21 protein-coding genes are annotated in these 26,536 nt (G+C 41.0%); 13 read left to right on the top strand and 8 right to left on the bottom strand.

Going from position 1 to position 26,536, the window contains the following annotated elements:
• The first annotated feature begins 4 nt into the window (after nucleotides 1-4).
• From D8836_RS06450 to D8836_RS06400, 9 genes are all read left to right on the top strand, one after another.
• The gene (locus D8836_RS06450; protein WP_125393483.1) at nucleotides 5-538 is read left to right on the top strand and encodes a cell division protein SepF; all 534 of its coding nucleotides are present in this window, start codon (nucleotides 5-7) and stop codon (nucleotides 536-538) included.
• Complete coding sequence (locus D8836_RS06445; protein WP_000576496.1) at nucleotides 538-801, top strand: YggT family protein; 264 nt, start codon at nucleotides 538-540, stop codon at nucleotides 799-801. The genes D8836_RS06450 and D8836_RS06445 overlap by 1 nt, the downstream gene beginning before the upstream one ends.
• Nucleotides 798-1,583 carry a YlmH family RNA-binding protein gene (locus tag D8836_RS06440; protein WP_125393482.1) on the top strand — a complete coding sequence of 262 codons (786 nt, stop codon included), beginning with the start codon at nucleotides 798-800 and terminating at the stop codon, nucleotides 1,581-1,583. The genes D8836_RS06445 and D8836_RS06440 overlap by 4 nt, the downstream gene beginning before the upstream one ends.
• An 8-nt stretch (nucleotides 1,584-1,591) precedes the next feature.
• Nucleotides 1,592-2,467: a DivIVA domain-containing protein gene (locus D8836_RS06435; protein WP_125393481.1), complete on the top strand. Its 876-nt coding sequence runs from the start codon at nucleotides 1,592-1,594 to the stop codon at nucleotides 2,465-2,467.
• 251 nt (nucleotides 2,468-2,718) lie between these two features.
• The gene (gene ileS, locus D8836_RS06425; protein ID WP_125393479.1) at nucleotides 2,719-5,511 is read left to right on the top strand and encodes an isoleucine--tRNA ligase; all 2,793 of its coding nucleotides are present in this window, start codon (nucleotides 2,719-2,721) and stop codon (nucleotides 5,509-5,511) included.
• A gap of 145 nt (nucleotides 5,512-5,656) precedes the next feature.
• Nucleotides 5,657-6,349, top strand: coding sequence for a phosphoglycerate mutase (locus D8836_RS06420; protein ID WP_000240129.1), 693 nt, complete (start codon nucleotides 5,657-5,659; stop codon nucleotides 6,347-6,349).
• Nucleotides 6,350-6,401: 52 nt separating this feature from the next.
• Entirely contained in the window at nucleotides 6,402-8,813 is a 2,412-nt protein-coding gene (locus tag D8836_RS06415; protein WP_125393478.1) for a glycoside hydrolase family 95 protein, read from the top strand.
• Nucleotides 8,814-9,049: 236 nt separating this feature from the next.
• On the top strand, nucleotides 9,050-9,751 hold the full coding sequence (locus D8836_RS06405; protein WP_084924066.1) for an ABC transporter ATP-binding protein: 702 nt from the start codon (nucleotides 9,050-9,052) through the stop codon (nucleotides 9,749-9,751).
• Between the two features lies 1 nt (nucleotide 9,752).
• A complete protein-coding gene (locus D8836_RS06400; protein WP_125393477.1) occupies nucleotides 9,753-12,461 on the top strand; it encodes an ABC transporter permease in 2,709 nt (902 codons plus the stop codon).
• A gap of 95 nt (nucleotides 12,462-12,556) precedes the next feature.
• On the opposite strand, the gene tpx is transcribed toward D8836_RS06400, so the two are convergent.
• From tpx to D8836_RS06380, 4 genes are all read right to left on the bottom strand, one after another.
• Nucleotides 12,557-13,048, bottom strand: coding sequence for a thiol peroxidase (tpx, locus tag D8836_RS06395; RefSeq protein WP_000256026.1), 492 nt, complete (start codon nucleotides 13,046-13,048; stop codon nucleotides 12,557-12,559).
• A 123-nt stretch (nucleotides 13,049-13,171) separates the two neighbouring features.
• Nucleotides 13,172-14,101, bottom strand: a complete 930-nt coding sequence (psaA, locus tag D8836_RS06390) for a metal ABC transporter substrate-binding lipoprotein/adhesin PsaA (RefSeq protein ID WP_125393476.1) — start codon at nucleotides 14,099-14,101, stop codon at nucleotides 13,172-13,174.
• Nucleotides 14,102-14,132: 31 nt separating this feature from the next.
• A complete protein-coding gene (locus tag D8836_RS06385; protein ID WP_000559776.1) occupies nucleotides 14,133-14,981 on the bottom strand; it encodes a metal ABC transporter permease in 849 nt (282 codons plus the stop codon).
• Nucleotides 14,978-15,700, bottom strand: coding sequence for a metal ABC transporter ATP-binding protein (locus tag D8836_RS06380; RefSeq protein WP_000619165.1), 723 nt, complete (start codon nucleotides 15,698-15,700; stop codon nucleotides 14,978-14,980). Before D8836_RS06380 ends, D8836_RS06385 begins: the two co-directional genes overlap by 4 nt.
• Nucleotides 15,701-15,877: 177 nt before the next feature.
• Here D8836_RS06380 and pepO point away from each other — a divergent pair, with 177 nt between their 5' ends.
• The 3 genes from pepO to D8836_RS11390 all read left to right on the top strand — a co-directional run bounded on the left by pepO (nucleotide 15,878) and on the right by D8836_RS11390 (nucleotide 20,518).
• Nucleotides 15,878-17,770: an endopeptidase PepO gene (pepO, locus tag D8836_RS06375; protein ID WP_125393475.1), complete on the top strand. Its 1,893-nt coding sequence runs from the start codon at nucleotides 15,878-15,880 to the stop codon at nucleotides 17,768-17,770.
• Nucleotides 17,771-17,952: 182 nt separating this feature from the next.
• The gene (locus tag D8836_RS06370; protein ID WP_125393474.1) at nucleotides 17,953-18,576 is read left to right on the top strand and encodes a recombinase family protein; all 624 of its coding nucleotides are present in this window, start codon (nucleotides 17,953-17,955) and stop codon (nucleotides 18,574-18,576) included.
• Between the two features lie 427 nt (nucleotides 18,577-19,003).
• Nucleotides 19,004-20,518 (top strand): PspC-like choline-binding domain-containing protein, encoded by a 1,515-nt coding sequence (locus tag D8836_RS11390; protein ID WP_260468270.1) that lies wholly within the window; start codon nucleotides 19,004-19,006, stop codon nucleotides 20,516-20,518.
• Nucleotides 20,519-20,840: 322 nt separating this feature from the next.
• Here the strand turns inward: D8836_RS11390 and D8836_RS06355 are convergent, their stop codons facing one another.
• From D8836_RS06355 to D8836_RS06340, 4 genes are all read right to left on the bottom strand, one after another.
• Entirely contained in the window at nucleotides 20,841-21,470 is a 630-nt protein-coding gene (locus D8836_RS06355) for an MBL fold metallo-hydrolase (protein ID WP_125393472.1), read from the bottom strand.
• 123 nt (nucleotides 21,471-21,593) lie between these two features.
• Nucleotides 21,594-21,857 (bottom strand): hypothetical protein, encoded by a 264-nt coding sequence (locus tag D8836_RS06350; RefSeq protein ID WP_049551315.1) that lies wholly within the window; start codon nucleotides 21,855-21,857, stop codon nucleotides 21,594-21,596.
• Between the two features lie 50 nt (nucleotides 21,858-21,907).
• On the bottom strand, nucleotides 21,908-22,222 hold the full coding sequence (locus tag D8836_RS06345; RefSeq protein ID WP_000725073.1) for a hypothetical protein: 315 nt from the start codon (nucleotides 22,220-22,222) through the stop codon (nucleotides 21,908-21,910).
• A 324-nt stretch (nucleotides 22,223-22,546) separates the two neighbouring features.
• Nucleotides 22,547-23,980 carry an N-acetylmuramoyl-L-alanine amidase gene (locus tag D8836_RS06340; protein WP_125393471.1) on the bottom strand — a complete coding sequence of 478 codons (1,434 nt, stop codon included), beginning with the start codon at nucleotides 23,978-23,980 and terminating at the stop codon, nucleotides 22,547-22,549.
• Between the two features lie 325 nt (nucleotides 23,981-24,305).
• Between D8836_RS06340 and D8836_RS06335 the strand changes: the two genes are divergently transcribed.
• The gene (locus D8836_RS06335; RefSeq protein WP_125393470.1) at nucleotides 24,306-26,528 is read left to right on the top strand and encodes a RelA/SpoT family protein; all 2,223 of its coding nucleotides are present in this window, start codon (nucleotides 24,306-24,308) and stop codon (nucleotides 26,526-26,528) included.
• Nucleotides 26,529-26,536: the final 8 nt, after the last annotated feature.

The following is a 26,536-nucleotide window of genomic DNA, read 5'->3' as shown; positions in this document are numbered from 1 at the left end:
AAATATGTCTTTAAAAGATAGATTTGATAAATTTATAGATTATTTTACAGAAGATGGAGAAGATGTTGGTGCTGCATATCAGCCTAAAGCTGAAGAGCCGATTGTGACACCAGTCCCTTCTGTTCAAGAGTTGCCTCAACAAGCTGGTAGCACGCCATCAAAAGATAAAAACATCACTCGTCTTCATGCCCGTCAACAAGAGTTGGCTATGCAAAGTCAACGTTCTACTGATAAGGTGACAATTGATGTTCGTTATCCACGTAAATACGAAGATGCCACAGATATTGTTGATTTATTAGCTGGTAACGAAAGTATTTTGATTGATTTTCAATATATGACAGAAGTTCAAGCTCGTCGTTGTTTGGACTATCTGGATGGGGCGCGCCACGTTTTAGCTGGTAACATGAAAAAGGTAGCATCTACTATGTACCTGCTGACACCAGTTGATGTTGTCGTCAATATTGAAGACATCAAAATTCCAGATGAATCACAAAATGGTGAATTTGGCTTTGATATGAAACGTACGAGAGTGAGATAATGATCTTTCTCATTCGTTTTGTTCAAAATGCAGTGGATATCTATTCACTGATTTTAATCGTGTTTGCTCTGATGTCTTGGTTTCCCAATGCTTATGAATCACGTCTTGGACGCTTGATTATTAGTTTAGTGAAACCGATAGTAGCTCCCTTGCAACGTTTACCCCTCCAGATTGCAGGTCTTGACTTGTCTGTCTGGATTGCGGTATTACTAGTTCACTTCCTAGGGGAGCAGTTGATTCGACTTTTAGTGATCTTTCTATGAACAAGATGATTTATCAACACTTTTCTAAGAATGATTCGTCTTTTATTGATAAGGGAGTAGAATGGATAAAAAAGGTAGAAGATTCTTATTCTCCTTTTTTAACACCCTTTGTAAATCCCCACCAAGAAAAGATTTTAAAGGTGCTAGCATCAACCAACGGCATCTCCTACATGAGCAGTCGGCAGTTTCTTGAAACTGAATATGTACGGGTACTCCTGTATCCTGATTATTTTGAGCCGGAATTTTCTGATTTTGAACTATCCTTGCAAGAAATTGTCTATCCTAATAAGTTTGAACGCTTAACGCATGCAAAAATATTAGGAACTGTTTTAAATCAGCTAGGAATCGATAGGAAGCTATTTGGTGATATCTTAGTCAACGAAGAGAGAGCACAGATTATCATTAATCGACAGTTTATGCTCCTTTTTCAAGACGGCATTACGAAAATTGCTTGTTTACCGGTTCGTCTAGAAGAACGGGATTTTACTGAGAGAATTGCTACAGTAGAAGATTATCAAGAATTAGATATTTGTATTGCTAGTTCTAGATTAGATGTTTTTCTAGCAGGTGTCTTCAAGCTGTCTAGAAATCAGGCAAGTCAGTTAATTGAAAAACAGGCAGTCCAAGTGAATTACCATTTAGTTGAAAAATCAGATTATGCAGTTCAAGTTGGTGATCTGATTAGTGTAAGGAAATTTGGTCGATTGAAACTCGTTAGGGATAATGGGCAAACAAAAAAAGATAAAAAGAAATTAACGGTCCAATTGTTATTAAGTAAGTGAGGAAAAATATGCCAATTACATCGTTAGAAATCAAAGATAAAACTTTTAGCACACGCTTCAGAGGGTTTGATCAAGAAGAAGTAGATGAATTTTTAGATATTGTAGTCCGTGATTATGAAGATTTGGTTCGCTCTAATCATGATAAGGCATTACATATTAAAAGCTTGGAAGAGCGTTTGTCTTACTTTGATGAGATGAAAGATTCATTGAGTCAATCTGTATTGATTGCACAAGATACAGCAGAGCGAGTAAAACAAGCTGCAACGGAACGTTCAAACAATATTATCCAACAAGCAGAGCAAGATGCCCAACGTTTGTTGGAAGAAGCTAAGTACAAGGCAAATGAAATTCTTCGTCAAGCAACGGATAATGCTAAGAAAGTTGCTGTTGAAACAGAAGAATTGAAGAACAAGAGTCGTGTCTTCCATCAACGTCTTAAATCTACAATTGAGAGCCAGTTAGCAATTGTTGAATCTTCAGATTGGGAAGATATTCTTCGCCCAACAGCGACTTATCTTCAGACAAGTGATGAGGCCTTCAAAGAAGTGGTCAGCGAAGTCTTAGGTGACTCTGTCTTGCAACAACATCCAGAGGAAGAACCAATTGATATTACTCGCCAGTTTTCTCCCGAGGAAATGGCAGAGTTGCAAGCGCGTATCGAAGCGGCTAATAAGGAACTTGCAGAAGCCGAAGCAAGAGCTGAGCAGGAACAAGTGGTTTCACCAGCTCCGGTTGTTGAAGAAAGTCCAGCTCATCCAGTTGGTCCAATGTATGAAGAGCCAGAAGTAGCTCCAAGCCATTATCCAGGACCAACACCAGCTACTGAAGCTGTAAACTCAGAACCAGGTTTTGCGGCACCGCAAGAATCTGTTACAATTTTATAAGAAATATTCTGAGAACAATATCTTATCCTTATATTTCCAGCGAGCAGGAGATGGTGTGAGTCCTGCATTCCCTAACGATAAGATTATCCTCTCAAAAACTCAAATCTGAAGCTAGTAAGATTTGACGTTCCCCACGTTACGGGATAAGAGGAAAAAAGCTGAGTCTTTTTTCGAATAAAGGTGGTACCACGATTTTCGTCCTTTTTGGAAGTCGTGGTTTTTAATTTGTTATTATTTATAAAGGAGATACCATGAAACTCAAAGATACCCTTAATCTTGGGAAAACAGCTTTCCCAATGCGTGCAGGCCTTCCTACCAAAGAGCCAGTTTGGCAAAAGGAATGGGAAGATGCAAAACTTTACCAACGTCGTCAAGAACTAAATGAAGGGAAACCTCATTTTGTCTTGCATGATGGCCCTCCATACGCAAACGGAAATATCCACGTTGGACATGCCATGAATCATATCTCAAAAGATATCATTGTTCGCTCAAAATCTATGTCAGGTTTTAACGCACCTTATATCCCAGGTTGGGATACTCATGGTCTGCCAATCGAGCAGGTTTTGGCAAAGCAAGGCGTTAAACGCAAAGAAATGGACTTGGTTGAGTACTTGAAACTTTGTCGTGAGTACGCTCTTTCTCAAGTTTATAAACAACGTGATGATTTCAAGCGCTTGGGGATGTCAGGTGACTGGGAAAATTTATATGTGACTTTAACTCCAGACTATGAAGCAGCCCAAATCCGTGTATTTGGTGAGATGGCTAATAAAGGCTATATCTACCGTGGTGCAAAACCAGTTTACTGGTCTTGGTCATCTGAGTCTGCCCTTGCTGAAGCAGAGATTGAATACCATGACTTGGTTTCAACTTCCCTTTACTATGCCAATAAGGTAAAAGATGGCAAAGGTGTTCTTGATACAGATACTTACATCGTTGTCTGGACAACTACTCCATTTACCATCACAGCTTCTCGTGGTTTGACTGTTGGAGCGGATATTGATTACGTCTTGGTTCAACCTGCTGGTGAAACTCGTAAGTTTGTCGTTGCTGCAGAATTGTTGACTAGCTTGTCTGAGAAATTTGGCTGGGCTGATGTTCAAGTGTTGGCAACTTACCGTGGTCAAGAATTGAATCACATCGTAACAGAACATCCATGGGATACAGCTGTAGATGAATTGGTGATCCTTGGTGACCACGTTACAACTGACTCTGGTACTGGTATTGTCCATACAGCCCCCGGTTTTGGTGAGGACGACTACAATGTTGGTATTGCTAATGGTCTTGAAGTCGCAGTGACTGTTGACGAACGTGGTATCATGATGAAGAATGCTGGTCCTGAGTTTGAAGGCCAATTCTACGACAAAGTGGTTCCAACTGTTATCGAGAAACTTGGTAACCTCCTTCTTGCCCAAGAAGAAATCTCTCACTCATATCCATTTGACTGGCGTACCAAGAAACCAATCATCTGGCGTGCAGTACCACAATGGTTTGCCTCAGTTTCTAAATTCCGCCAAAAAATCTTGGATGCTATTGATAAAGTTAAATTCCATACAGAATGGGGTAAAGTACGTCTATATAATATGATTCGTGACCGTGGTGACTGGGTTATCTCTCGTCAACGTGCTTGGGGTGTTCCACTTCCAATCTTCTATGCAGAAGACGGTACAGCTATCATGACAGCTGAGACTATCGAACATGTGGCTCAACTCTTTGAAGTACATGGTTCAAGCATTTGGTGGGAACGTGATGCCAAAGACCTCTTGCCAGAAGGATTTACTCATCCAGGTTCTCCAAATGGGGAGTTCAAGAAAGAAACAGATATTATGGATGTATGGTTTGACTCAGGTTCATCATGGAATGGTGTTTTGGTAAATCGTCCAAATCTGACTTATCCAGCTGACCTTTACCTTGAAGGTTCTGACCAATACCGTGGTTGGTTCAACTCATCACTCATTACATCTGTTGCCAACCATGGCGTAGCACCTTACAAACAAATCTTGTCACAAGGTTTTACCCTTGATGGTAAAGATGAGAAGATGTCTAAATCTCTTGGAAATACTATTTTGCCTAGCGATGTTGAGAAACAATTTGGCGCTGAAATTCTTCGTCTTTGGGTAACAAGTGTAGATACTAGCAATGACGTTCGTATCTCAATGGATATCCTTAGCCAAGTATCGGAATCTTACCGTAAAATCCGTAACACTCTTCGTTTCTTGATTGCTAATACATCTGACTTTAACCCAGCTGAGGATGCAGTAGCTTACGATGAGCTTCGTTCAGTTGATAAGTACATGACGATTCGCTTTAACCAGCTTGTTAAGACCATTCGTGATGCTTACGCAAACTTTGAATTCTTGACAATCTACAAGGCCTTGGTGAACTTTATCAACGTTGATTTATCAGCCTTCTACCTTGATTTTGCTAAAGATGTTGTCTACATCGAAGGTGCTAAATCATTGGAACGCCGTCAGATGCAGACTGTTTTCTATGACATTCTTGTGAAAATCACCAAACTCTTGACTCCAATCCTTCCTCACACAGCAGAGGAAATCTGGTCATACCTTGAGTTTGAAGCAGAAGATTTTGTTCAATTGTCAGAATTACCAGAAGCAGAGACATTTGCTAATCAAGAAGAAATCTTGGATACATGGGCTGCCTTCATGGACTTCCGTGGACAAGCTCAAAAAGCCTTGGAAGAAGCTCGTAATGCAAAAGTAATCGGTAAATCACTTGAAGCACACTTGACAGTTTATCCAAATGAAGTTGTGAAAACTCTACTCGAAGCAGTAAACAGCAATGTGGCTCAACTTTTGATCGTGTCAGACTTGACCATCGCAGAAGGACCAGCTCCAGAAGCTGCCGTTAGCTTCGAAGATGTAGCCTTTACAGTTGAACGCGCTGCAGGTGAAGTATGTGACCGTTGCCGTCGTATCGACCCAACAACAGCAGAACGCAGCTACCACGCAGTCATCTGTGACCACTGTGCAAGCATCGTAGAAGAAAACTTTGCGGACGCAGTCGCAGAAGGATTTGAAGAGAAGTAAGGTTGTTGTATGATATTAAGAAGGAAAAGGATTGCCAAACAGTCCTTTCCTTTTTGGTTTTGACTAGCTTTTTTGTGAAAAATTGTGTAAAATAGAATAGATAAACGAGGGGAAACCTCGGAAAATTTAAAGGAGAATCCATCTAATGGTAAAATTGGTTTTTGCTCGCCACGGTGAGTCTGAATGGAACAAAGCTAACCTTTTCACTGGTTGGGCTGATGTTGATTTGTCTGAAAAAGGTACACAACAAGCGATTGACGCTGGTAAATTGATCAAAGAAGCTGGTATCGAATTTGACCAAGCTTATACTTCAGTATTGAAACGTGCGATCAAAACAACTAACTTGGCTCTTGAAGCTTCTGACCAATTGTGGGTTCCAGTTGAAAAATCATGGCGTTTGAACGAACGTCACTACGGTGGTTTGACTGGTAAAAACAAAGCTGAAGCTGCTGAACAATTTGGTGATGAGCAAGTTCACATCTGGCGTCGTTCATACGATGTATTGCCTCCAAACATGGATCGTGATGATGAGCACTCAGCTCATACTGACCGTCGTTACGCTTCACTTGACGACTCAGTTATCCCAGATGCTGAAAACTTGAAAGTGACTTTGGAACGTGCCCTTCCATTCTGGGAAGATAAAATCGCTCCAGCTCTTAAAGATGGTAAAAACGTATTCGTAGGAGCTCACGGTAACTCAATCCGTGCCCTTGTAAAACACATCAAAGGTTTGTCAGATGACGAAATCATGGACGTGGAAATCCCTAACTTCCCACCATTGGTATTCGAATTCGACGAAAAATTGAACGTTGTTTCTGAATACTACCTTGGAAAATAAAAAATTGTAAGTCTAGAATTGATTTCTAGACTTTTTATGTTAGTATGGTAGTATGATAAGGAATAAAAAACAAGATTATGTATTGGCCTACAAGCAACCAGCATCAACAACATATAAGGGTTGGGAAGAAGAAGCTTTACCAATAGGCAATGGTTCTTTAGGGGCAAAAGTATTTGGCCTTATAGGGGCTGAGCGGATTCAATTCAATGAAAAAAGTCTCTGGTCTGGTGGTCCACTTCCTGATAGTTCAGATTATCAGGGTGGAAATCTTCAGGATCAGTATGTTTTTTTAGGTAAGATTCGGCAGGCTTTGGAGAAGAGAGACTACAATACTGCTAAGGAACTGGCTGAACATCACCTGGTCGGGCCCAAAACGAGTCAATATGGGACCTATCTGTCTTTTGGGGATATTCATATTGAGTTTAGCAAGCAAGGCAAGACTTTGTCTCAGGTGACGGATTACCAGAGACAGCTTAATATCAGCAAGGCGCTTGCGACGACTTCTTATGTCTATAAGGGAACGAAATTTGAACGTGAAGCTTTTGCGAGTTTTCCAGATAATCTCTTGGTTCAACGTTTTACTAAGGAAGGGTTGGAAACTATAGATTTTACTATGGAACTGTCCTTGACCCGCGATTTAGCTTCTGACGGAAAGTATGAACAGGAAAAATCTGATTACAAGGAATGCAAGTTGGATATTACTGATTTTCATATCTTGATGAAGGGAAGAGTTAAGGACAATGACCTGCAGTTTGCTAGTTGTCTAGCTTGGGAAACAGATGGGGATATTAGAGTTTGGTCAGATAAGGTTCAGATATCAGGAGCCAGTTATGCCAATCTTTTCTTGGCTGCTAAGACTGATTTTGCCCAAAATCCTGCTAGTAATTATCGCAAGAAAATAGATTTAGAGCAACAGGTAAAGGACTTAGTGGAGATAGCTAAAGAAAAGGGCTATGCCCAATTGAAATCAAGGCATATTGAGGACTACCAAGCCTTATTCCAGCGTGTTCAATTGGATTTGGGAGCTGAGATTGATGCATCCACTACAGATGATTTGTTAAAAAATTATAAGCCACAAGAGGGGCAGGCTTTGGAGGAGTTGTTCTTCCAGTATGGACGGTATTTATTGATCAGCTCTTCCAGAGATTGTCCAGATGCTCTACCAGCTAACCTGCAAGGGGTCTGGAATGCGGTCGACAATCCTCCTTGGAATTCGGACTATCACCTGAATATCAACCTGCAGATGAATTATTGGCCAGCCTATGTTACTAATCTTCTAGAGACGGCCTTTCCGGTCATCAACTATATAGATGATTTGCGTGTCTATGGTCGTCTAGCGGCTACAAGGTATGCAGGAATCGTCTCTCAGAAAGGTGAGGAGAATGGTTGGTTGGTTCATACTCAAGCGACTCCCTTTGGTTGGACGGCACCTGGTTGGGATTACTATTGGGGTTGGTCACCAGCTGCCAATGCGTGGATGATGCAAACTGTTTATGAAGCCTATTCATTTTATAGGGACCAAGACTATCTCAGGGAGAAAATTTATCCCATGTTGAGGGAAACGGTTCGTTTTTGGAATGGTTTTTTACATGAGGATCAGCAGGCGCAGCGTTGGGTCTCTTCTCCGTCTTATTCTCCAGAACATGGGCCGATTTCGATTGGCAATACCTATGACCAATCTCTGATTTGGCAGTTATTTCATGATTTTATTCAGGCTGCTCAGGAATTGGGACTGGATGAGTCTTTGTTGACTGAGGTCAAGGAGAAGTTTGACTTGCTTAATCCTCTTCAAATCACTCAATCTGGTCGAATCAGGGAGTGGTATGAGGAGGAAGAGCAGTATTTTCAAAAGGAGAAAGAGGAGGCCCAGCATCGGCACGCTTCCCATCTAGTGGGACTCTATCCTGGCAATCTCTTTAGCTACAAGGGACAAGAGTATCTTGAAGCGGCGCGTGCTAGCCTCAATGATCGTGGAGATGGGGGCACAGGTTGGTCCAAGGCTAATAAGATCAATCTCTGGGCGCGTTTGGGAGATGGCAACCGAGCCCATAAATTATTAGCAGAGCAGTTAAAGTCATCCACCTTGCCAAATCTTTGGTGTAGCCACCCTCCTTTTCAGATAGATGGTAATTTTGGTGCTAGCAGTGGCATGGCAGAAATGTTGCTCCAGTCTCATACAGCTTATCTGGTACCTCTAGCCGCCCTACCCGATGCATGGTCAACAGGTTCCGTTTCAGGCTTAATGGCACGTGGACATTTTGAAATTAGCATGAGGTGGGCGGATAAAAAACTCTTTCAGTTGACCATTTTATCAAGAAGTGGGGGAGAATTGCGAGTTTCTTATCCAGGTATTGAAAATAGTGTGGTTGAAGTGAATCAAGAAAAAGCAGAAGTGAAATGCATGGGGAAAGATTGTATTTCAGTGGCGACAGCAGAAGGTGATCTGGTTCAATTTTATTTTTAAGAAGATGTTATACTCTTCTAAAATCAAATTCAAACCACGTCAGCGTCGCCTTACCGTACTCAAGTACAGCTTGCGGCTAGCTTCCTAGTTTGCTCTTTGATTTTCATTGAGTATTAAAAGGCAGTAATTTGAAACTGCCTTTTAATAAGGATTTGAGAATGTAAGCAGTTTCCAACTAGTTGAAAAAGCGTTATAATGGTAGTAGGAAGTAATTTGTTTGAGAGAGGGTGAGTCTGATGGCTTATATTGAGATGAAACATTGTTACAAGCGTTATCAGGTTGGGGACACGGAGATTGTGGCCAATCGTGATGTGAATTTTGAGATTGAAAAGGGTGAATTGGTTATTATTCTAGGTGCGTCTGGTGCAGGCAAGTCAACGGTTCTTAACCTTCTTGGGGGAATGGATACCAATGATGAAGGGGAAATCTGGATAGATGGTGTTAATATTGCAGACTATAGTTCCCACCAGAGAACCAATTATCGTAGAAATGATGTCGGTTTTGTTTTTCAGTTTTATAATCTAGTTTCCAATCTGACAGCTAAGGAAAATGTGGAGTTGGCTTCTGAAATCGTGACAGATGCCTTGAATCCTGAGCAGGTCTTGACAGATGTAGGTCTGGCTCATCGTCTCAACAACTTTCCAGCTCAGCTTTCTGGAGGGGAGCAACAGCGAGTCTCCATTGCACGCGCGGTAGCCAAAAATCCTAAAATTCTCCTTTGTGATGAACCGACTGGAGCCTTGGATTATCAGACGGGCAAGCAAGTCTTGAAGATTCTTCAAGACATGTCTCGTCAAAAGGGAGCGACTGTTATCATCGTGACTCATAATGGAGCTTTGGCTCCCATTGCTGATCGCGTGATTCATATGCACGATGCCAGTGTCAAGGATGTGGTGATCAACCAGCATCCTCAGGATATCGATACATTGGAGTACTAGCATGATCAAGCGAAAAACCTATTGGAAGGACTTAATTCAGTCTTTCACAGCCTCCAAGGGGCGTTTTTTATCCATCTTAACCTTGATGATGTTAGGGTCTCTAGCCCTAGTAGGCCTCAAAGTGACTAGCCCCAACATGGAGGCGACAGCTAATGCTTATTTAACAACTGCTCAAACCTTGGATTTGGCAGTCATGTCTAACTATGGTTTGGATCAAGCAAATCAAGAAGAACTAGAACAGACCCAGGGCGCAGAGGTTGAGTTTGGCTATTTGACAGATGTGACTATGGAGAATGGGCAGAATGCCATTCGGCTGTACTCCAAACCAGAGAGAATTTCAACCTTTCAGCTAAGAGAGGGACGACTTCCTCAGTCCGACAAGGAAATCGCTTTGGCCACTCATTTGCAAGGCAAATACAGCGTGGGACAGGAGATTAGTTTTAAAGAAAAAGAAGAGGGTCATTCCTCTTTAAAAGACCATACTTATACCATTACTGGTTTTGTGGATTCAGCTGAAATCCTCTCCCAGCGAGATATGGGCTACGCAGCAAGTGGAAGTGGGACTCTGACAGCCTATGGGGTGATTTTACCTAGTCAGTTTGATCAGAAAGTCTACAATATAGCTCGTTTAAAATATCAAGATTTGTCAGGTTTAAATGCTTTTTCAGCAACTTATGAAGAAAAATCCAAACAGCATCAGGAAGACCTAGAACAAGCTTTGTCAGATAATGGCAAGGCACGTCTGCAAGTGTTGAAAAAAGAAGGACAAGAGTCTCTAGACAAAGGCCAAGAGACCCTTGACAAGGCTGATACTAATTTGCAGGAAGGCAAGCGTCGTTTAGCAACTGCTCAAGCTCGTTTACAGGATCAGGAAAGTCAACTAGCCTTGCTTCCTCAAGCTCAGAGAGAGCAGGCTAGTGCTCAACTTGTCCAAGCCAAGCAGGAATTGAGCAAGGAAGAGGATAAACTAAAGCAGGCTGAACAAAATCTAGCCCAAGAAAAGGAAAAATTAGAAAAACATCAGCAAGTCTTGGATGATTTAGCTGAGCCCAAGTATCAAGTCTATAATCGGCAAACCATGCCAGGTGGTCAAGGCTACCTCATGTACAGTAATGCTTCAGCCAGTATTCGGGCAGTGGGCAATATCTTTCCTGTAGTGCTTTATGCCGTAGCAGCTATGGTGACCTTTACAACCATGACTCGTTTTGTGGATGAAGAGCGAACTCATGCAGGGATTTTTAAGGCCCTGGGCTATCGCAGTAAGGATATTATCGCCAAGTTTCTCCTTTATGGTCTAGTAGCTGGGACTGTCGGAACAGCTCTAGGTAGTATACTTGGACATTATTTACTAGCCGGTGTGATTTCAAGTGTTATTACAAAAGGTATGGTAGTGGGAGAAACCCAGATTCAGTTCTATTGGACCTATAGCTTTCTGGCTCTTGTCTTGAGTTGGTTGGCGAGTGTGTTACCAGCCTACTTGGTAGCTCGTAGGGAACTTCATGACGAAGCAGCCCAGCTTTTACTGCCTAAACCTCCTGTTAAAGGAGCTAAAATCTTACTGGAGCGTCTCAGTTTTATCTGGCGTTGTCTCAGTTTTACTCATAAGGTAACAGCTCGCAATATCTTCCGTTATAAGCAGCGGATGTTGATGACGATCTTTGGTGTGGCAGGTTCTGTAGCCCTGCTCTTTGCAGGTTTGGGAATCCAATCCTCTGTAGCAGGAGTTCCGTCTAGACAGTTTCAACAAATCCAACAGTATCAGATGATTGTCTCTGAAAACCCTAGTGCGACCAATCAGGACAAGGCAAATCTAGAAGAAGTGTTGAAGGGGCAGGACATTAAAGCCTACCAGAAAGTTTATTCTAAGACGCTAGACAAGGATTTCAAAGGCAAGGCTGGTCTTCAAACTATTACCCTTATGATGACCGATAAGGAAGATTTGACTCCCTTTATTCATCTGCAAGACCATCAGCAGGAGCTGACATTAAAAGATGGCGTCGTTATTACAGCTAAACTTGCCCAGCTGGCAGATGTCAAGGTTGGGCAGAGTCTAGAAATTGAAGGTAAGGAGCTAAAGGTCACTGCCATTGCTGAGAACTACGTTGGTCACTTTATTTATATGAGTCAGGATAGCTATGAGCAAATTTACGGACAGCTACCCCAAGCCAACACTTATCTGGTCTCGCTAAGGGATACCAGTGCAACTAGTATCGAAAGGCAGGCCGGCTTACTTATGAATCAAGCTGCGGTGTCCAGCGTTGTCCAGAATGCTTCAGCCATTCGACTCTTTGACTCCGTCGCCAGCTCACTCAATCAGACCATGACCATCTTGGTCATCGTATCGGTTCTGTTGGCTATTGTTATCCTCTACAATCTGACCAATATCAACGTGGCTGAGAGAATCCGTGAACTCTCCACTATCAAGGTTCTCGGTTTTCATAATAATGAAGTCACTCTCTACATTTACCGTGAGACGATTGTGCTGTCCCTTGTGGGAATCGTCCTTGGTCTAGTAGCTGGTTTCTATTTACACCAATTTTTGATTCAAATGATTTCGCCTGCGACTATTCTCTTTTATCCGCAGGTAGGCTGGGAAGTCTATGTAATCCCAGTGGTAGCAGTAAGCACCATTTTGACCTTGCTTGGTTTCTTCGTCAATCATCATCTGAGAAAGGTTGATATGCTTGAAGCCTTGAAATCTGTAGAGTAAGGTAGTTGTTTTTATCTGATTGAACTTATATTTACTCGTAAACAAAAATCCTCCGTTTCAAAGAGTAGGGAACTCTTTGTGACAGAGGATTTTTTCTATAGGGCTTTAGCAGCTGCAATTGCGGCTTCGAAGTTTGGTTCAGAGTTGATATTGTCCACGTATTCAACGTAGCGAATGGTATTGTCAGTATCGAGGACAAAGACTGCGCGTGCCAATAGGTGCCACTCATTGATTAAGAGGGCATAATCACGTCCAAAGGAATGGTCGAAATAGTCTGAGAGCATGATGGCATTTTCAATTCCCTCAGCACCACACCAACGTTTTTGGGCAAATGGTAGGTCCATAGAAACAGTCAAGACAACCGTATTGTCCAGTCCAGCCAGTTCTTCATTAAAGCGACGCGTTTGAGTTGAGCAGATACCTGTATCGATAGAAGGCACGACACTCAAGACTTTTTTCTTGCCATCAAAATCAGCCAGAGATTTTTTAGAAAGGTCTGTTGTAGTGAGTGAAAAATCAAGTGCCTTGTCGCCGACTTGTAGTTGTTTACCTGTAAAGCTCACAGGATTTCCGAGAAAAGTTACCATAAGATACTCCAATCTTTTTTCTTCCATTTTAGCTGAAACGGTTAGAATTTTCCAATGATTTGACCGGAAATGTGGGCATAGAAAAAAACGCCAGCTCATGAGAGAATGACGTTTTTCAGAGGCTTATTTTGCCAATCCTTCAGCAATCTTGTCAAGGTTGTATTTCATCATGTTGTAGTAGCTATCGCCTTCTTTACCTTGTTCTGCGATAGAGTCAGTAAAGATTTGTGCGTAGATTGGGATGTTTGTGTCTTGTGAAACAGTCTTCATTGGACGGTCATCCACACTTGATTCTACAAAGAGTGAAGGAACTTTTGTTTGGCGAAGTTTTTCAACCAAGGTCTTGATTTGGTCAGGTGTTCCTTCTTCTTCAGTGTTGATTTCCCAGATATAGGCACTTGGGACACCGTAGGCTTTAGAGAAGTATTTGAAGCATCCTTCGCTGGTTACGATCAATTTCTTCTCAGCAGGGATGTTGTTAAATTTCTCTTTAGCTTCCTTGTCAAGTTTGTCTAGCTTATCAGTATATTCTTTGAGATTTTTTTCGTAGAATTCCTTGTTGCTAGGGTCTTTAGCGCTCAATTGTTTTGCGATATTCTTAGCAAAAATAATCCCGTTTTCAAGGTTAAGCCAAGCGTGTGGATCTTCTTTGCCTTTTTCGTTTTGACCTTCAAGGTAGATAACATCAACGCCTTCGCTGACTGCAAAGTAGTCTTTGTTTTCAGTTTTCTTAGCATTTTCTACCAATTTTGTAAACCAAGCATTGCCACCTGTTTCAAGGTTGATCCCGTTATAGAAAATCAAATCAGCTTGAGATGTTTTCTTAACGTCTTCAGGAAGTGGTTCGTATTCGTGTGGGTCTTGACCAACAGGAACGATACTGTGAAGATCAATCTTGTCACCTGCAATATTTTTAGTAATATCAGCGATGATTGAGTTTGTAGCAACAACTTTTAGTTTTTGACCAGAAGCTGCATCTTTTTTTCCGCTAGCACATGCTACAAGAGCAATGACGGAAATAAAGAGAACGAGTAATGTACCTAATTTTTTCATTAGATCCTCCAATTTATTGGGGTTTTGCCCCTTATTTTAACAAATGTTTATTTTTCAGTTTCAAATATCGTTGTTTTGGAGCGATAAAGAAGCTAATGAGAAAGAAACTAGCGGCTGTGAGCACGATACTAGAACCTGCCGCAACGTTAAAGCTATAGCCGATAAAGAGCCCCAAAACTGAAGCTGTGGCTCCAAAGGTTGAGGAAAGGAAAATCATGCTTTTTAGGCTATTAGCATACAGATAAGCAGTTGCAGCTGGGGTGATCAGCATGGCTACAATCAGGATAGTTCCGACACTTTGCATGGCTGTCACAGACACGAGAGTTAGAAGTACCATGAGAAGGTAGTGATAGAAATTGACAGGCATTCCCATGGCTTTAGCCAAGAGTTCATCAAAGGAAGTTATCAAGAGTTGCTTGAAGAAAATCCAGATTAACAAGAGAATGGCTGCTCCTACACCCATAGTAATAAACATATCCGTATCTTGGACGGCCAAGATATTACCAAAAAGGATATGGAAAAGGTCAGTTGAACTTTTAGCGACACTAATCAAGATGATACCGAGGGCTAAGAAAGAAGAAAAGGTAATGCCGATGGCGGTATCGCTTTTGATAATCGAGTTTCCCTTGATGTAGGTAATGATGATAGCAGCTAGTAGTCCAAAGACAATGGCTCCGATAAAGAAGTCAAGGCCCAAGATAAAGGAGAGGGCTACACCTGGCAAGACAGCATGTGAAATGGCATCTCCCATGAGTGACATCCCGCGTAGGATGATGAAACATCCCACAGCTCCAGCTACGACCCCGATGACAATGGCTGTTATCAAGGCATTTTGTAGGAAATGGAATTTTTGTAATCCATCGATAAATTCTGCAATCATAGGTCACCTCCACTGAAAAAGAGTCGATTACCGTAAGCTTCTTTAAGATTGGCTTCGGTAAAGGTTTCTTTGGTTGGACCAAAGGCAATCACTTCTCGATTGACAAGCAAGACTTGATCGAAGTAGTGGGGAACCTTGCTGAGGTCGTGGTGGACGATGAGAACCGTCTTCCCAGCTTTTTTCAGATCTCTCAGCGTATTCATGATGATTTCCTCACTGACAGAGTCAATCCCAACAAAGGGTTCATCCAAGAGGATATAGTCAGCTTCCTGCACCAAACATCTGGCAATCAAGACCCGCTGGAACTGACCTCCAGATAGTTGACTGATTTGACGTTCAGCGTAGTCAGCTAGACCGACGATTTCAAGGGCCTCTTGCACTTTCTTCCAATGTTTAGCATTTAAACTGCGAAAGAGAGGGATAGAGGGAAAGAGTCCTAGCGAGACACATTCCTTAACCTTGATGGGAAAGTTGTAGTCGATATTGATTTTTTGTTCGACATAAGCGATTCGATGTAAGGATTTTTTAACTTCCTTGTCATCGAGAAATGCCTGACCTTGATGTGGGATAATTCCCAGCATCCCTTTTAATAATGTTGATTTCCCAGCACCGTTTGGACCAATGATACCGGTAATTGTTGGTCCTTGGAGCACTAGTGAAATATCCTTAAGTGCCAACGTTTCTTTGTAGGAGACACTGAGGTTTTCAATACGTATCATAAACTTATATTCCTCCTGCCTCTTAATATACCTTAAAAAAAAAATTAAGTCAAGTTAATTTTTAAAAAAATTAAAATAATAACTGAAAAACAATAGAAAATATCAGTTCATTTTTAATTGCATTCCCAGGTAATTTTTGTTAAGCTAAAAACAAGTACAAATGAAAGTGAGAACAAGATGACACGTTATCAAGATGATTTTTATGATGCAATCAATGGAGAATGGCAGAAGACTGCTGAAATCCCAGCAGATAAATCTCAAACGGGAGGTTTTGTTGATTTAGATCAGGAAATTGAAGACTTGATGTTGGCGACAACAGACAAGTGGTTGACAGGTGAAGAGGTGACTGAGGATGCTATCTTGGCAAACTTTGTCAAATACCACCGCCTAGTTCGTGATTTTGACAAGAGAGAAGCTGACGGTATCACTCCTGTCTTACCACTTCTTAAAGAATTTCAAGAATTGGAGACTTTTGCGGATTTTACAGCTAAACTAGCAGAGTTTGAGCTTGCTGGAAAACCAAACTTCCTTCCTTTTGGTGTATCACCAGACTTTATGGATGCCAGAATCAATGTTCTTTGGGCTAGTGCTCCAAGCACAATCCTGCCAGATACGACCTACTATGCAGAAGACCATCCTCAGCGCGAAGAGCTCTTGACTCTTTGGAAAGAAAGCAGCGCAAATCTCCTCAAGGCTTATGATTTCTCTGATGAAGAAATTAAAGACTTGCTAGAGAAAAGACTAGAATTGGACCGTCGAGTTGCGTCAGTGGTGCTCTCTAATGAAGAAAGTTCAGAATATGCTAAACTCTACCATCCATATTCTTATGAAGATTTCAAGAAATTTGCGCCTGCCCTACCCTTAGATGATTTCTTCCAAGCAGTTCTTGGACAAGTGCCAGACAAGGTTATTGTAGATGAAGAACGTTTCTGGCAAGCAGCAGATCAATTCTATAGTGAAGAAGCTTGGCCTCTCCTCAAGGCAACCTTGATTTTGAGTGTTGTCAATCTTTCAACCAGTTATTTAACAGAAGAAATCCGTGTCTTGTCAGGTGCCTATAGCCGTGCGCTTTCAGGAGTTCCAGAAGCCAAAGACAAGGTCAAGGCAGCTTATCAACTAGCGCAAGGTCCTTTCAAACAAGCCTTGGGTCTCTGGTATGCCCATGAAAAATTCTCTCCAGAAGCCAAGGCAGACGTGGAGAAAAAAGTGGCAACCATGATTGATGTCTATAAGGAACGCTTGGCTAAAAATGACTGGCTGACTCCTGAAACTCGTGACAAGGCCATCGTCAAACTCAATGTCATCAAGCCTTATATCGGTTACCCAGAAGAATTGCCAGAACGCTACAAGGACAAGGTAGTGGATGAAAATGTCAGTCTTTTTGACAATGCTCTAGCCTTTGCGCGTGTGGAAATCAAGCACAGTTGGAGCAAGTGGAATCAGCCTGTCGACTACAAGGAATGGGGCATGCCTGCTCATATGGTCAACGCCTACTACAATCCTCAGAAGAACCTGATTGTCTTCCCAGCAGCTATCTTACAGGCACCTTTCTATGACTTGCATCAGTCATCTTCTGCTAACTACGGTGGTATTGGTGCGGTTATTGCCCATGAAATTTCCCACGCTTTTGATACCAACGGAGCTTCCTTTGATGAAAATGGTAGCCTCAAAGATTGGTGGACAGAGAGCGACTATGCTGCCTTCAAGGAGAAAACACAAAAAGTTATCGACCAGTTTGATGGACAGGATTCTTATGGTGCAACCATTAATGGTAAATTGACTGTGTCAGAGAACGTGGCGGACTTGGGAGGAATCGCTGCAGCTCTTGAAGCAGCTAAGCGAGAACCATACTTCTCCGCAGAAGAATTCTTCTACAACTTTGGTCGCATCTGGCGCATGAAAGGTCGTCCAGAATTTATGAAACTCTTGGCTAGCGTCGATGTGCACGCGCCAGCCAAACTCCGTGTCAATGTACAAGTGCCAAACTTCGATGATTTCTTTACAACCTATGATGTCAAAGAAGGCGACGGTATGTGGCGTTCACCAGAAGAGCGCGTGATTATTTGGTAAGGCAAAGAGATAGATAAAACTCCTATAATTATACCTTCCCTATCTATGTACACCCTAAAAAGTTAGATAGAACAATCTAGCTTTTGGGGTGTAGTTCATAGGGATTATGAAATTGAGGTCTTTTCTTATTTTAAAATTCATAGTAAAATATCCCTCTGTATCAAGATAACAGGAGGATTTTTATGACTCAAAAGACTATCAACATAGGCTACGCCCGTGTATCTACTCATAAGCAAGATTTAGGATTGAAAGTGCAAATCGAAGCTCTCAAACATTGCGATAAACTTTTTATAGAAAAGGAATCTGGTGCAAATAACACTCGTCCTGAACTTACAAAAGCCTTAAAACTGGCCTCTGACTTTTCGAAAGATGGCAAGGAGGTTACTTTCACTATCTATAAGTTAGATAGACTGACTCGATCTATGTTTAAGCTGCTAGAACTTATTGAACTATTTAATGAATCTAATATTCATCTAGTCAGTTTGCATGAAAAACTAGAAACAGATTCTCTTATCGGCAGGTTACTTTGCATCATTTTAGGATTTGTGGCAGAAAATGAGCTGGAAAATCTGAGGTTTCGCACAAAAGAAGGACTTCGAAAAGCTAAGGAAAATGGTGTTAGATTAGGAGCAAAACGGATTTCAAAAGAAAAGGAGGAGCGGATACTTAACAAATATCTACATTCAAATATAAGCATACGTAATATTGCAAAAACTGAACAAATTTCTACATCAACCCTATATAAAGTGTTAGAACGTAATAAAGTGGCGAACAATCGTCAAAAAAAAACAGAAAATAATTGCTAAAAACAGGGAAAAATGGTAGAATGAAGCCGTAAATTTGTTTCGATTAAGGACCGCTTGACGAAACATTCAAAACAACAATATGAATATTTAAAAAATGCGAGTTTAACAGTGTTTTTAACCTGTATTAGACTGGTATTTTTTGTGTATCGTTTAACGGTCGTTACGCGATACACTTAGTTCCCTATCTCTAAAGGAGATAGCTAGCTTTTGGCAACAAAAAATTTAAAAATCATTAAGATATGTAATAGTATGATAGCTGTATTGCTCAGTTAATGGATGAACGTTCATTTAAGGCTTCTATCAAGGACATTAAATGTTTAGATAATGAGTTGGCTCAAAATTTTGCTTTTGTGGTCTTGAAAGGAAGTTGATTTTGTCATTTTATAAGCCTAAAAAGGCAATTATATATTCCTGAGGAGGAAAAATTATGAATAAACTCACTAAACTAGGTATTGTTACCTTCTCTGCTGTCACTCTTAGTGTTGCCGTGCCAACTTTGGTGCGTGCCGAGGAAAATGTTGCGCCGCAGCCAAACGTTGCCGCTCAACCTAATACTACTCAACCAACACCCGCGCCTAAACCAGTTAAGCCAGCTGAAAATGCTGGATTGCCAAAGATTCCTTATCGAAACGATCAGCCAAAACGTTGGTTTAATAACGGAACAGGTCGCCCTACTCTAACAACAAACGACCTTGCCGTTCCACTTCCTGCTGAAAATGTAGAAAAAACATCTTACGGTTGGTGGACAGCTGAGCCAGATTTTCTTCATGCAGGATCCCATATAAAAACAAGCACTTTCAGTTCGAATTTCAATAGACCGATGTTCGAAAACGGCAAAGAAATAAAATTTAAAGATAACTATAAAGATATGGATAGTAGGTTTAGACCTGCTCTTGTTCGAGTAAAAGTTCCAGAGCTGGAGGGAATGAACTACGAAGCTTATACAATCTTCTATGAAGTTCCTAATAAAGATGGAAATCCAATTTACGGAACAAATCAAACTCTCCAAGGCGGTGGCATCTCTTTGAATTTCAAATCAAAAGAGAAGAAAGAAGATATCCAGGTTTATACATTAACTAAGGATAGAAAACTGGAAGAACTCTATTATCTAGGATTCCCAAGTGAAGAAACAAATCGCTATGATGAGAAGACTAAAACTCATTCATACAATCTATTTGGCGAAACCTACGATACTTACGTTTTCTTGTTTAAGAACCCTGCTGAAAAACCAGCTGAGCAAGTAAAACCTGAAGTTAAGCCAAGTGAGCAACCTAAGCCCGACAAGCAACCAAGTGTTCCTACTGTTCCAGCTGATCAATCACAACCTGCTAAGCCAGTGAAACCAACACCAACACAATCTGGTTGGTCAGGATCATCCTATTATCAAAATGGCGTAAAAGTAACAAATAAGTGGATTTTTGATAAAAAATATAATTCATACTTCTATCTAAATGCATCAGGAAATTATGTTCAAAACGCTTGGGTAGGTAACTATTATCTTAAATCAGGCGGATACATGGCTAAAAGCGAGTGGATTTACGATAAGAACTACGGCTCATATTACTATCTAACATCAGAAGGCAGCTACGCTCGTAATACTTGGGTAGGCAATTACTATCTTAAATCAAACGGTAAGATGGCTAAAAGTGAATGGATTTACGATAAAAACTATGGAGCATATTACTACTTGACAGCAGAAGGTAGTTATGCTCGCAATGCTTGGTCAGGTAGCTACTATTTGAAATCAAATGGTAAGATGGCTAAAGGTGAGTGGGTCTACGATAGTAACTACAAATCATACTACTACTTAACAGCAGAAGGAAGTTACGCTCGTAACACATGGGTAGGTGATTACTATCTCAAGTCAAATGGTAAGATGGCTGTCAACGAACGTACCCCAGATGGTTATCAAGTTGATGAATCAGGCAAGTGGATTCGCTAGAATTATAGCTTGTGATAGATGACCTATAATAAATAGAAACGGAAAATAATTTTCGGATAGGTAACATTTTGATAAAATAAAAAGGCTCTATAATATTTGTAGTGGGTAAATCCCCTATGGATATTATGGAGTCTATTTTCCACACCTGATATTATGCGTTTTTATAATTCTAAAATAGTATAAATATAGTGAGATAAAATAAAATCTGAACAAATCGATTGGAAAATTGAAATCAATTTCTAACAATGATTTAGAAGTCAGGACGTATTATTCTAGCTTTAATCTATTATAAATTGTGATATTTATTATCATCAAAATTTTGCTAGAAAAAAGGATTAAAGGTTTTTTCATGGGCGATGGTCGTAGCTGGACCATGTCCTGGATAGACATCGTAGTTTGGTAGGGTGAAAAGCTGGTTTTTGATACTATGGAGGAGTTGCTCCATGCTACCAGTCGGAAGATCGGTCCGTCCTATGGTTTCGCGGAACAGGGCATCACCTGTCAAGACTAGGTGAGCATCAGGAAATACTAGGGAAACACCACCGATAGAATGTCCTGGTGTTGGCAAGACAGTGAAACGAAATTCCTCCAGTTGGTATTCTTCGTGAAAGACAAAAGTGTGTTCTGCAGGTTTTGCGACCACATCTGCCATATCATCGTGGCGAGGGAGGCCAGAGAGATTGTCGACAGGAGTATAGAGCCAGCTGGCTTCACTCTCTGCGATATAGACAGGAGGATTGCCAAAAGTTTCGCGCACCAAGTCCAGACTCATGATATGGTCATAATGGGCGTGGGTCAATAGAATGGCGCAGATTGGTTTGTTGATGTTCTCGATGGTTTGACGAATGGCTTCCCAATGGCTACCAGGATCGACAACGATGAGGTGTTTTTTACCTTCTAGGTAATAGGTATTTTCATAGGCAACAGGATTGACGGTTTTATGGATTTTCATATTGACTCCAATCTCAAAGAATGTACTAAGATAAGTATAGCACAGTTGGGGAGAATAGGTAAGGATTTAGAATGAATTTAAAAACCAGCATGACTAGATGAAGACAGGCTGGTTAACAATTTATCAATATTGGAGAGGTGTCAATTGCCCTTCATAGGTTGCATAAACTCCGTCATTAGCTTGTTTGATAGACGTGATGTTTAGAGTGCCACCGTAGTTGGCTTCTCTTTTGTCGCTATACTCACTATAAGTTATCCTATTGGGCAGGTTCTGGTCGTTAGCATAATATTGAACGACTGTTTTTTTATAGCTTTGCTGGCTGAATAGGAACAGGCAACTAACTCCTAAAACTAGGAGAGCAAAGATAGAAATACCAGTTTTTTTCATAGGTGTTCTCCTTATAAACTAAAGGATAAAAGAAAGTATCTTGAGGATTTTTAATTCCAAAATCCAGTCAAGGTACCAGTGTATGTGACACGAGTTCCACCGTTTGATCTTCGTACACTATCTATTTCAAGTGTTCCTTTGAAGGTTGACTGGAAACTATCATTATATTCTGAATAGTAGATAGTTGGTGGGATGTAACCATCATCGTTATAGTATCTTGTTACTGTTTTACTATAACGATGAGAATATATACGCTCATAACGAGGACCTTCAAAGTTATTTGTTGTATTGGTTTCAGCAGCATTGATTGGAACGGCAATAGATAGAGCAGTAGCTCCTAATAGTGTTAGTACAATTTTTTTCATAGGATACTCCTTTGTGAAATGATGTCATTCAAATATATTTACTTGAATGAAAAAGTGATAATCATAGGGAGTTAAATTATATTTAGATTACAATATGGTTTCCGTTCTTCTATCTCTCCTTCTATCACCTAAATAGAAAATCTAACTGTATAACATATTATAAAAAAACATTTCAGAATTGTCAAGCAATTCTGAAATATTTTTTTCCTAGATAGGTATAGCACAGTTGGAGAGAATAAGCTGAAAAAGGAGATAGATCTAGAAAGAAGAACACAATTTGTATAAGAAAAATAAGCCCCGAGTGAGTTCGAGGCTTAAACTGCTTTAATTGCCAGCGTAGTATTTTTGGATTCCCTTGACAATCCCTTCAACCAGTTTATCTTGGTATTCACTACTACGGATTTTTTTGTTTTCTTCTGGATTATCCATATATCCCATCTCTAGCAAAACAGCTGGTTTAGCTGTTTCACGTAGAACAGCAAAGGTAGCTTGCAAAAGTCCGGCATCTCTGGCTCCAGTTTCAGCTAGCAGTGAAGAATGAATATCAGCTGCGAGACGGTTACTTTCACTCATCCGTTCAGGATTGTTGTGCCAATCCTTGTTAATCTTGCTAGGGAAACCAGGTTCATCCTTGTAAGAATAGGTCTGGATACCAAGATTAACGGTTGTATCATTTCCTTTTGCGTTGAAATGAAGGCTGATGAAAAAGTCAGCATTGGTCTTGTTGACCATACGAGAACGTTCGGTAATAAAATCAACGTCTATATCGCTATCTCGAGAAGTTAGAACGGTATAGCCGAGTCCTTCTAGTCGTTTACGTAGCTTACGATAAACTTGTAGGTTCAATTCTTTTTCAGCTATGCCATAGTAATAAGCCCCGCGATCCTTACCACCATGTCCTGGATCTAGAAAAATAGTTTTAGAGTAATGTCCTTTTTGAAAACCTTGTGCTAATTCACGAACCCATTTTCCATTTCCTTGGAAGAGCTGGTTTTTGCCATCCACTGAATAGGTTCCTGTGACATATACACCATCGTCTTTAAGATAGTACCAAGCTTGATAGTCTGGGTCATAAATCCATTCCTTATGGGCCATGTAGCCACCAGATTTAAGATAGTAGGAACCAATCCATTGTTTTTGGGCGTAGCGTCCGCCAGATTTGAGGTAAAACCAACTAGAGTAGCTTTGGTCGTAGACCCATTCCTTATCTGCCATGGCACCGCTGGATTTGAGGTAGTAATTGCCCTTCCAGACATTGGCCAGCATTCTACCGTAGTCATCAAAAGCATACCACTTGCCATTGATTTGGCTCCATTGGTTGGATAAATACTTACCTGAACCATTGATATAGTACCAATTAGTTCCCATCTGATACCAGCTGTTTTCAAGCAAGTATCCCTGGCTATCAAAGAGATAACCATCATAGAGGGTATCTGTAAATTTGACCCCAGTTTGACTATAAAAAGTCCACTTGTTCCCTTCTTTTACCCAGCCAGTCTGCATAGGTTGATTAGGTTTGGTGTCTGTAGAAAGAGAAGTTTTGATTTCTTGCTCACTTGAACTAGCTGTGCTCGACGAAGTTTCTGTACTAGCTTGAGAACTACTAGTAGAATTGCTAGTGGAAGTATTTATTGAGCTACTAGTTGAACTAGTCATAGGGGTAGTAGTGGAATGACTAGTATCGTCAGCCAAAACGACTTGGCTGGATAAGCCAAGAATAGCCAAAGCTAAAAGTGTCAGTCTTTTGTGTGATTTCATATGATTTGCCTTTCTAGAAAGATGAAAATTCAGTAATTATCGTAAAAAAACTGTTTATATTACCATTATACACTAAAAAGGTTAGAAAATTACCAAAATATCAAACCTTATTTATTGAAAAAAGAAGAATGTATTTTCATTTCACTGACTTTTAGTGTAGCCTATATCAAAAAAGATAGATGAAAATCAGATAATTTTATTGTTTTAGTGTGAATCTTTTTTTATCCTCCTTCCCAACAACTTGAATAAGCTTTAGAATCCTCTTTTTCTAGTTTTCATATTCTTAAAAAAGTGATAAAATGGTAGGAAGAATTGGAGAGTAGAGATGCCAAAAGAAGTGAATTTAACAGGTGAAGAAGTTGTCGCTTTAACCAAAGAATATTTAACGGAAGAGGATGTCCATTTTGTCCATAAGGCCTTGGTCTATGCGGTGGAATGCCATTGTGGTCAATACCGCCAATCAGGTGAGCCTTATATCATTCACCCTATCCAAGTGGCAGGTATTTTAGCCAAGCTCAAGCTGGATGCTGTAACGGTAGCTTGTGGTTTCTTGCATGATGTGGTAGAAGATACAGATGCGACCTTGGACGATTTGGAAAGAGAGTTTGGTCCTGATGTGCGGGTAATCGTAGATGGGGTTACCAAGCTCGGTAAGGTTAAGTATAAATCTCATGAAGAACAGCTAGCGGAAAATCATCGCAAGATGCTCATGGCTATGTCTGAGGACATCCGTGTTATCTTGGTCAAACTGTCCGACCGCTTGCACAATATGCGGACCCTGAAACACCTTCGAAAAGATAAGCAGGAGCGTATTTCCAAAGAAACTATGGAAATCTATGCACCGCTTGCCCACCGTTTGGGGATTTCCAGTGTCAAATGGGAATTAGAAGACCTGTCTTTCCGTTATCTCAATCCGACAGAGTTTTACAAGATTACCCATATGATGAAGGAAAAGCGCAGAGAGCGTGAAGCCTTGGTGGATGAGGTAGTCACAAAATTAGAGGAATATACGACAGATCGTCATTTGAAAGGGAAGATTTACGGTCGTCCCAAGCATATTTACTCGATTTTCCGCAAAATGCAGGATAAGAGAAAACGCTTTGAGGAAATCTATGACCTGATTGCCATTCGTTGTATTTTGGATACCCAAAGTGATGTTTACGCCATGCTTGGTTATGTGCATGAGCTTTGGAAACCCATGCCTGGTCGCTTTAAAGACTATATCGCTAACCGTAAGGCCAATGGTTACCAGTCTATCCATACGACTGTCTATGGGCCAAAAGGGCCGATTGAATTCCAGATTCGGACCAAGGAAATGCACGAGGTGGCTGAGTACGGGGTTGCGGCTCACTGGGCTTATAAGAAGGGCATCAAGGGACAGGTTAACAGCAAGGAATCAGCTATTGGGATGAACTGGATCAAGGAGATGATGGAGCTCCAAGACCAGGCTGATGATGCCAAGGAATTTGTCGATTCAGTTAAGGAAAACTATCTGGCTGAGGAGATTTATGTCTTTACCCCAGATGGAGCTGTCCGTTCCCTTCCAAAAGATTCAGGACCGATTGACTTTGCCTACGAAATCCATACAAAAGTCGGTGAAAAAGCGACGGGTGCCAAGGTCAATGGCCGTATGGTTCCTCTGACAACTAAGCTCAAGACAGGGGATCAGGTTGAAATTGTCACCAACCCGAACTCCTTTGGACCTAGCCGTGACTGGCTCAATATGGTCAAGACCAGCAAGGCCCGCAACAAGATCCGTCAGTTCTTTAAAAATCAAGATAAGGAATTGTCTGTCAACAAGGGTCGTGAAATGCTGATGGCTCAGTTCCAAGAAAATGGCTATGTGGCAAATAAATTCATGGACAAGCGTCATATGGACCAAGTCCTGCAAAAGACCAGCTACAAGACAGAAGAATCCCTCTTTGCGGCTATTGGTTTTGGAGAAATCGGTGCTATTACCGTTTTTAACCGTCTGACTGAAAAGGAACGTCGTGAGGAAGAACGTGCTAAGGCCAAGGCGGAAGCAGAAGAGCTTGTCAAAGGTGGCGAGATCAAGGTTGAAAACAAAGAAACCCTCAAGGTTAAGCATGAGGGTGGAGTGGTCATTGAAGGTGCCTCAGGTCTCCTAGTGCGGATTGCCAAGTGTTGTAATCCTGTTCCTGGTGACGATATTGTCGGCTACATTACCAAGGGTCGTGGTGTAGCTATTCACCGTGTGGACTGTATGAACCTGCGTGCCCAAGAAAACTACGAGCAACGTCTCCTTGATGTGGAGTGGGAAGATCAGTATTCAAACTCAAATAAGGAGTATGTAGCTCATATCGATATCTATGGTCTCAACCGTACAGGACTGTTGAATGATGTACTGCAAGTTCTTTCAAACACAACCAAGAATATATCAACAGTCAACGCTCAACCAACCAAGGATATGAAGTTTGCTAATATCCATGTATCCTTCGGCATTGCCAACCTCTCGACGCTGACTACGGTCGTGGACAAGATTAAGAGTGTGCCAGAAGTTTACTCTGTCAAACGGACTAACGGTTAATTGCCCTA

The sequence above is a fragment of the Streptococcus mitis genome, assembly GCF_003942995.1.
Classification (GTDB): Bacteria; Bacillota; Bacilli; order Lactobacillales; family Streptococcaceae; genus Streptococcus; species Streptococcus mitis_CV.
This window is presented reverse-complemented; position numbering and strand designations above follow the sequence as displayed.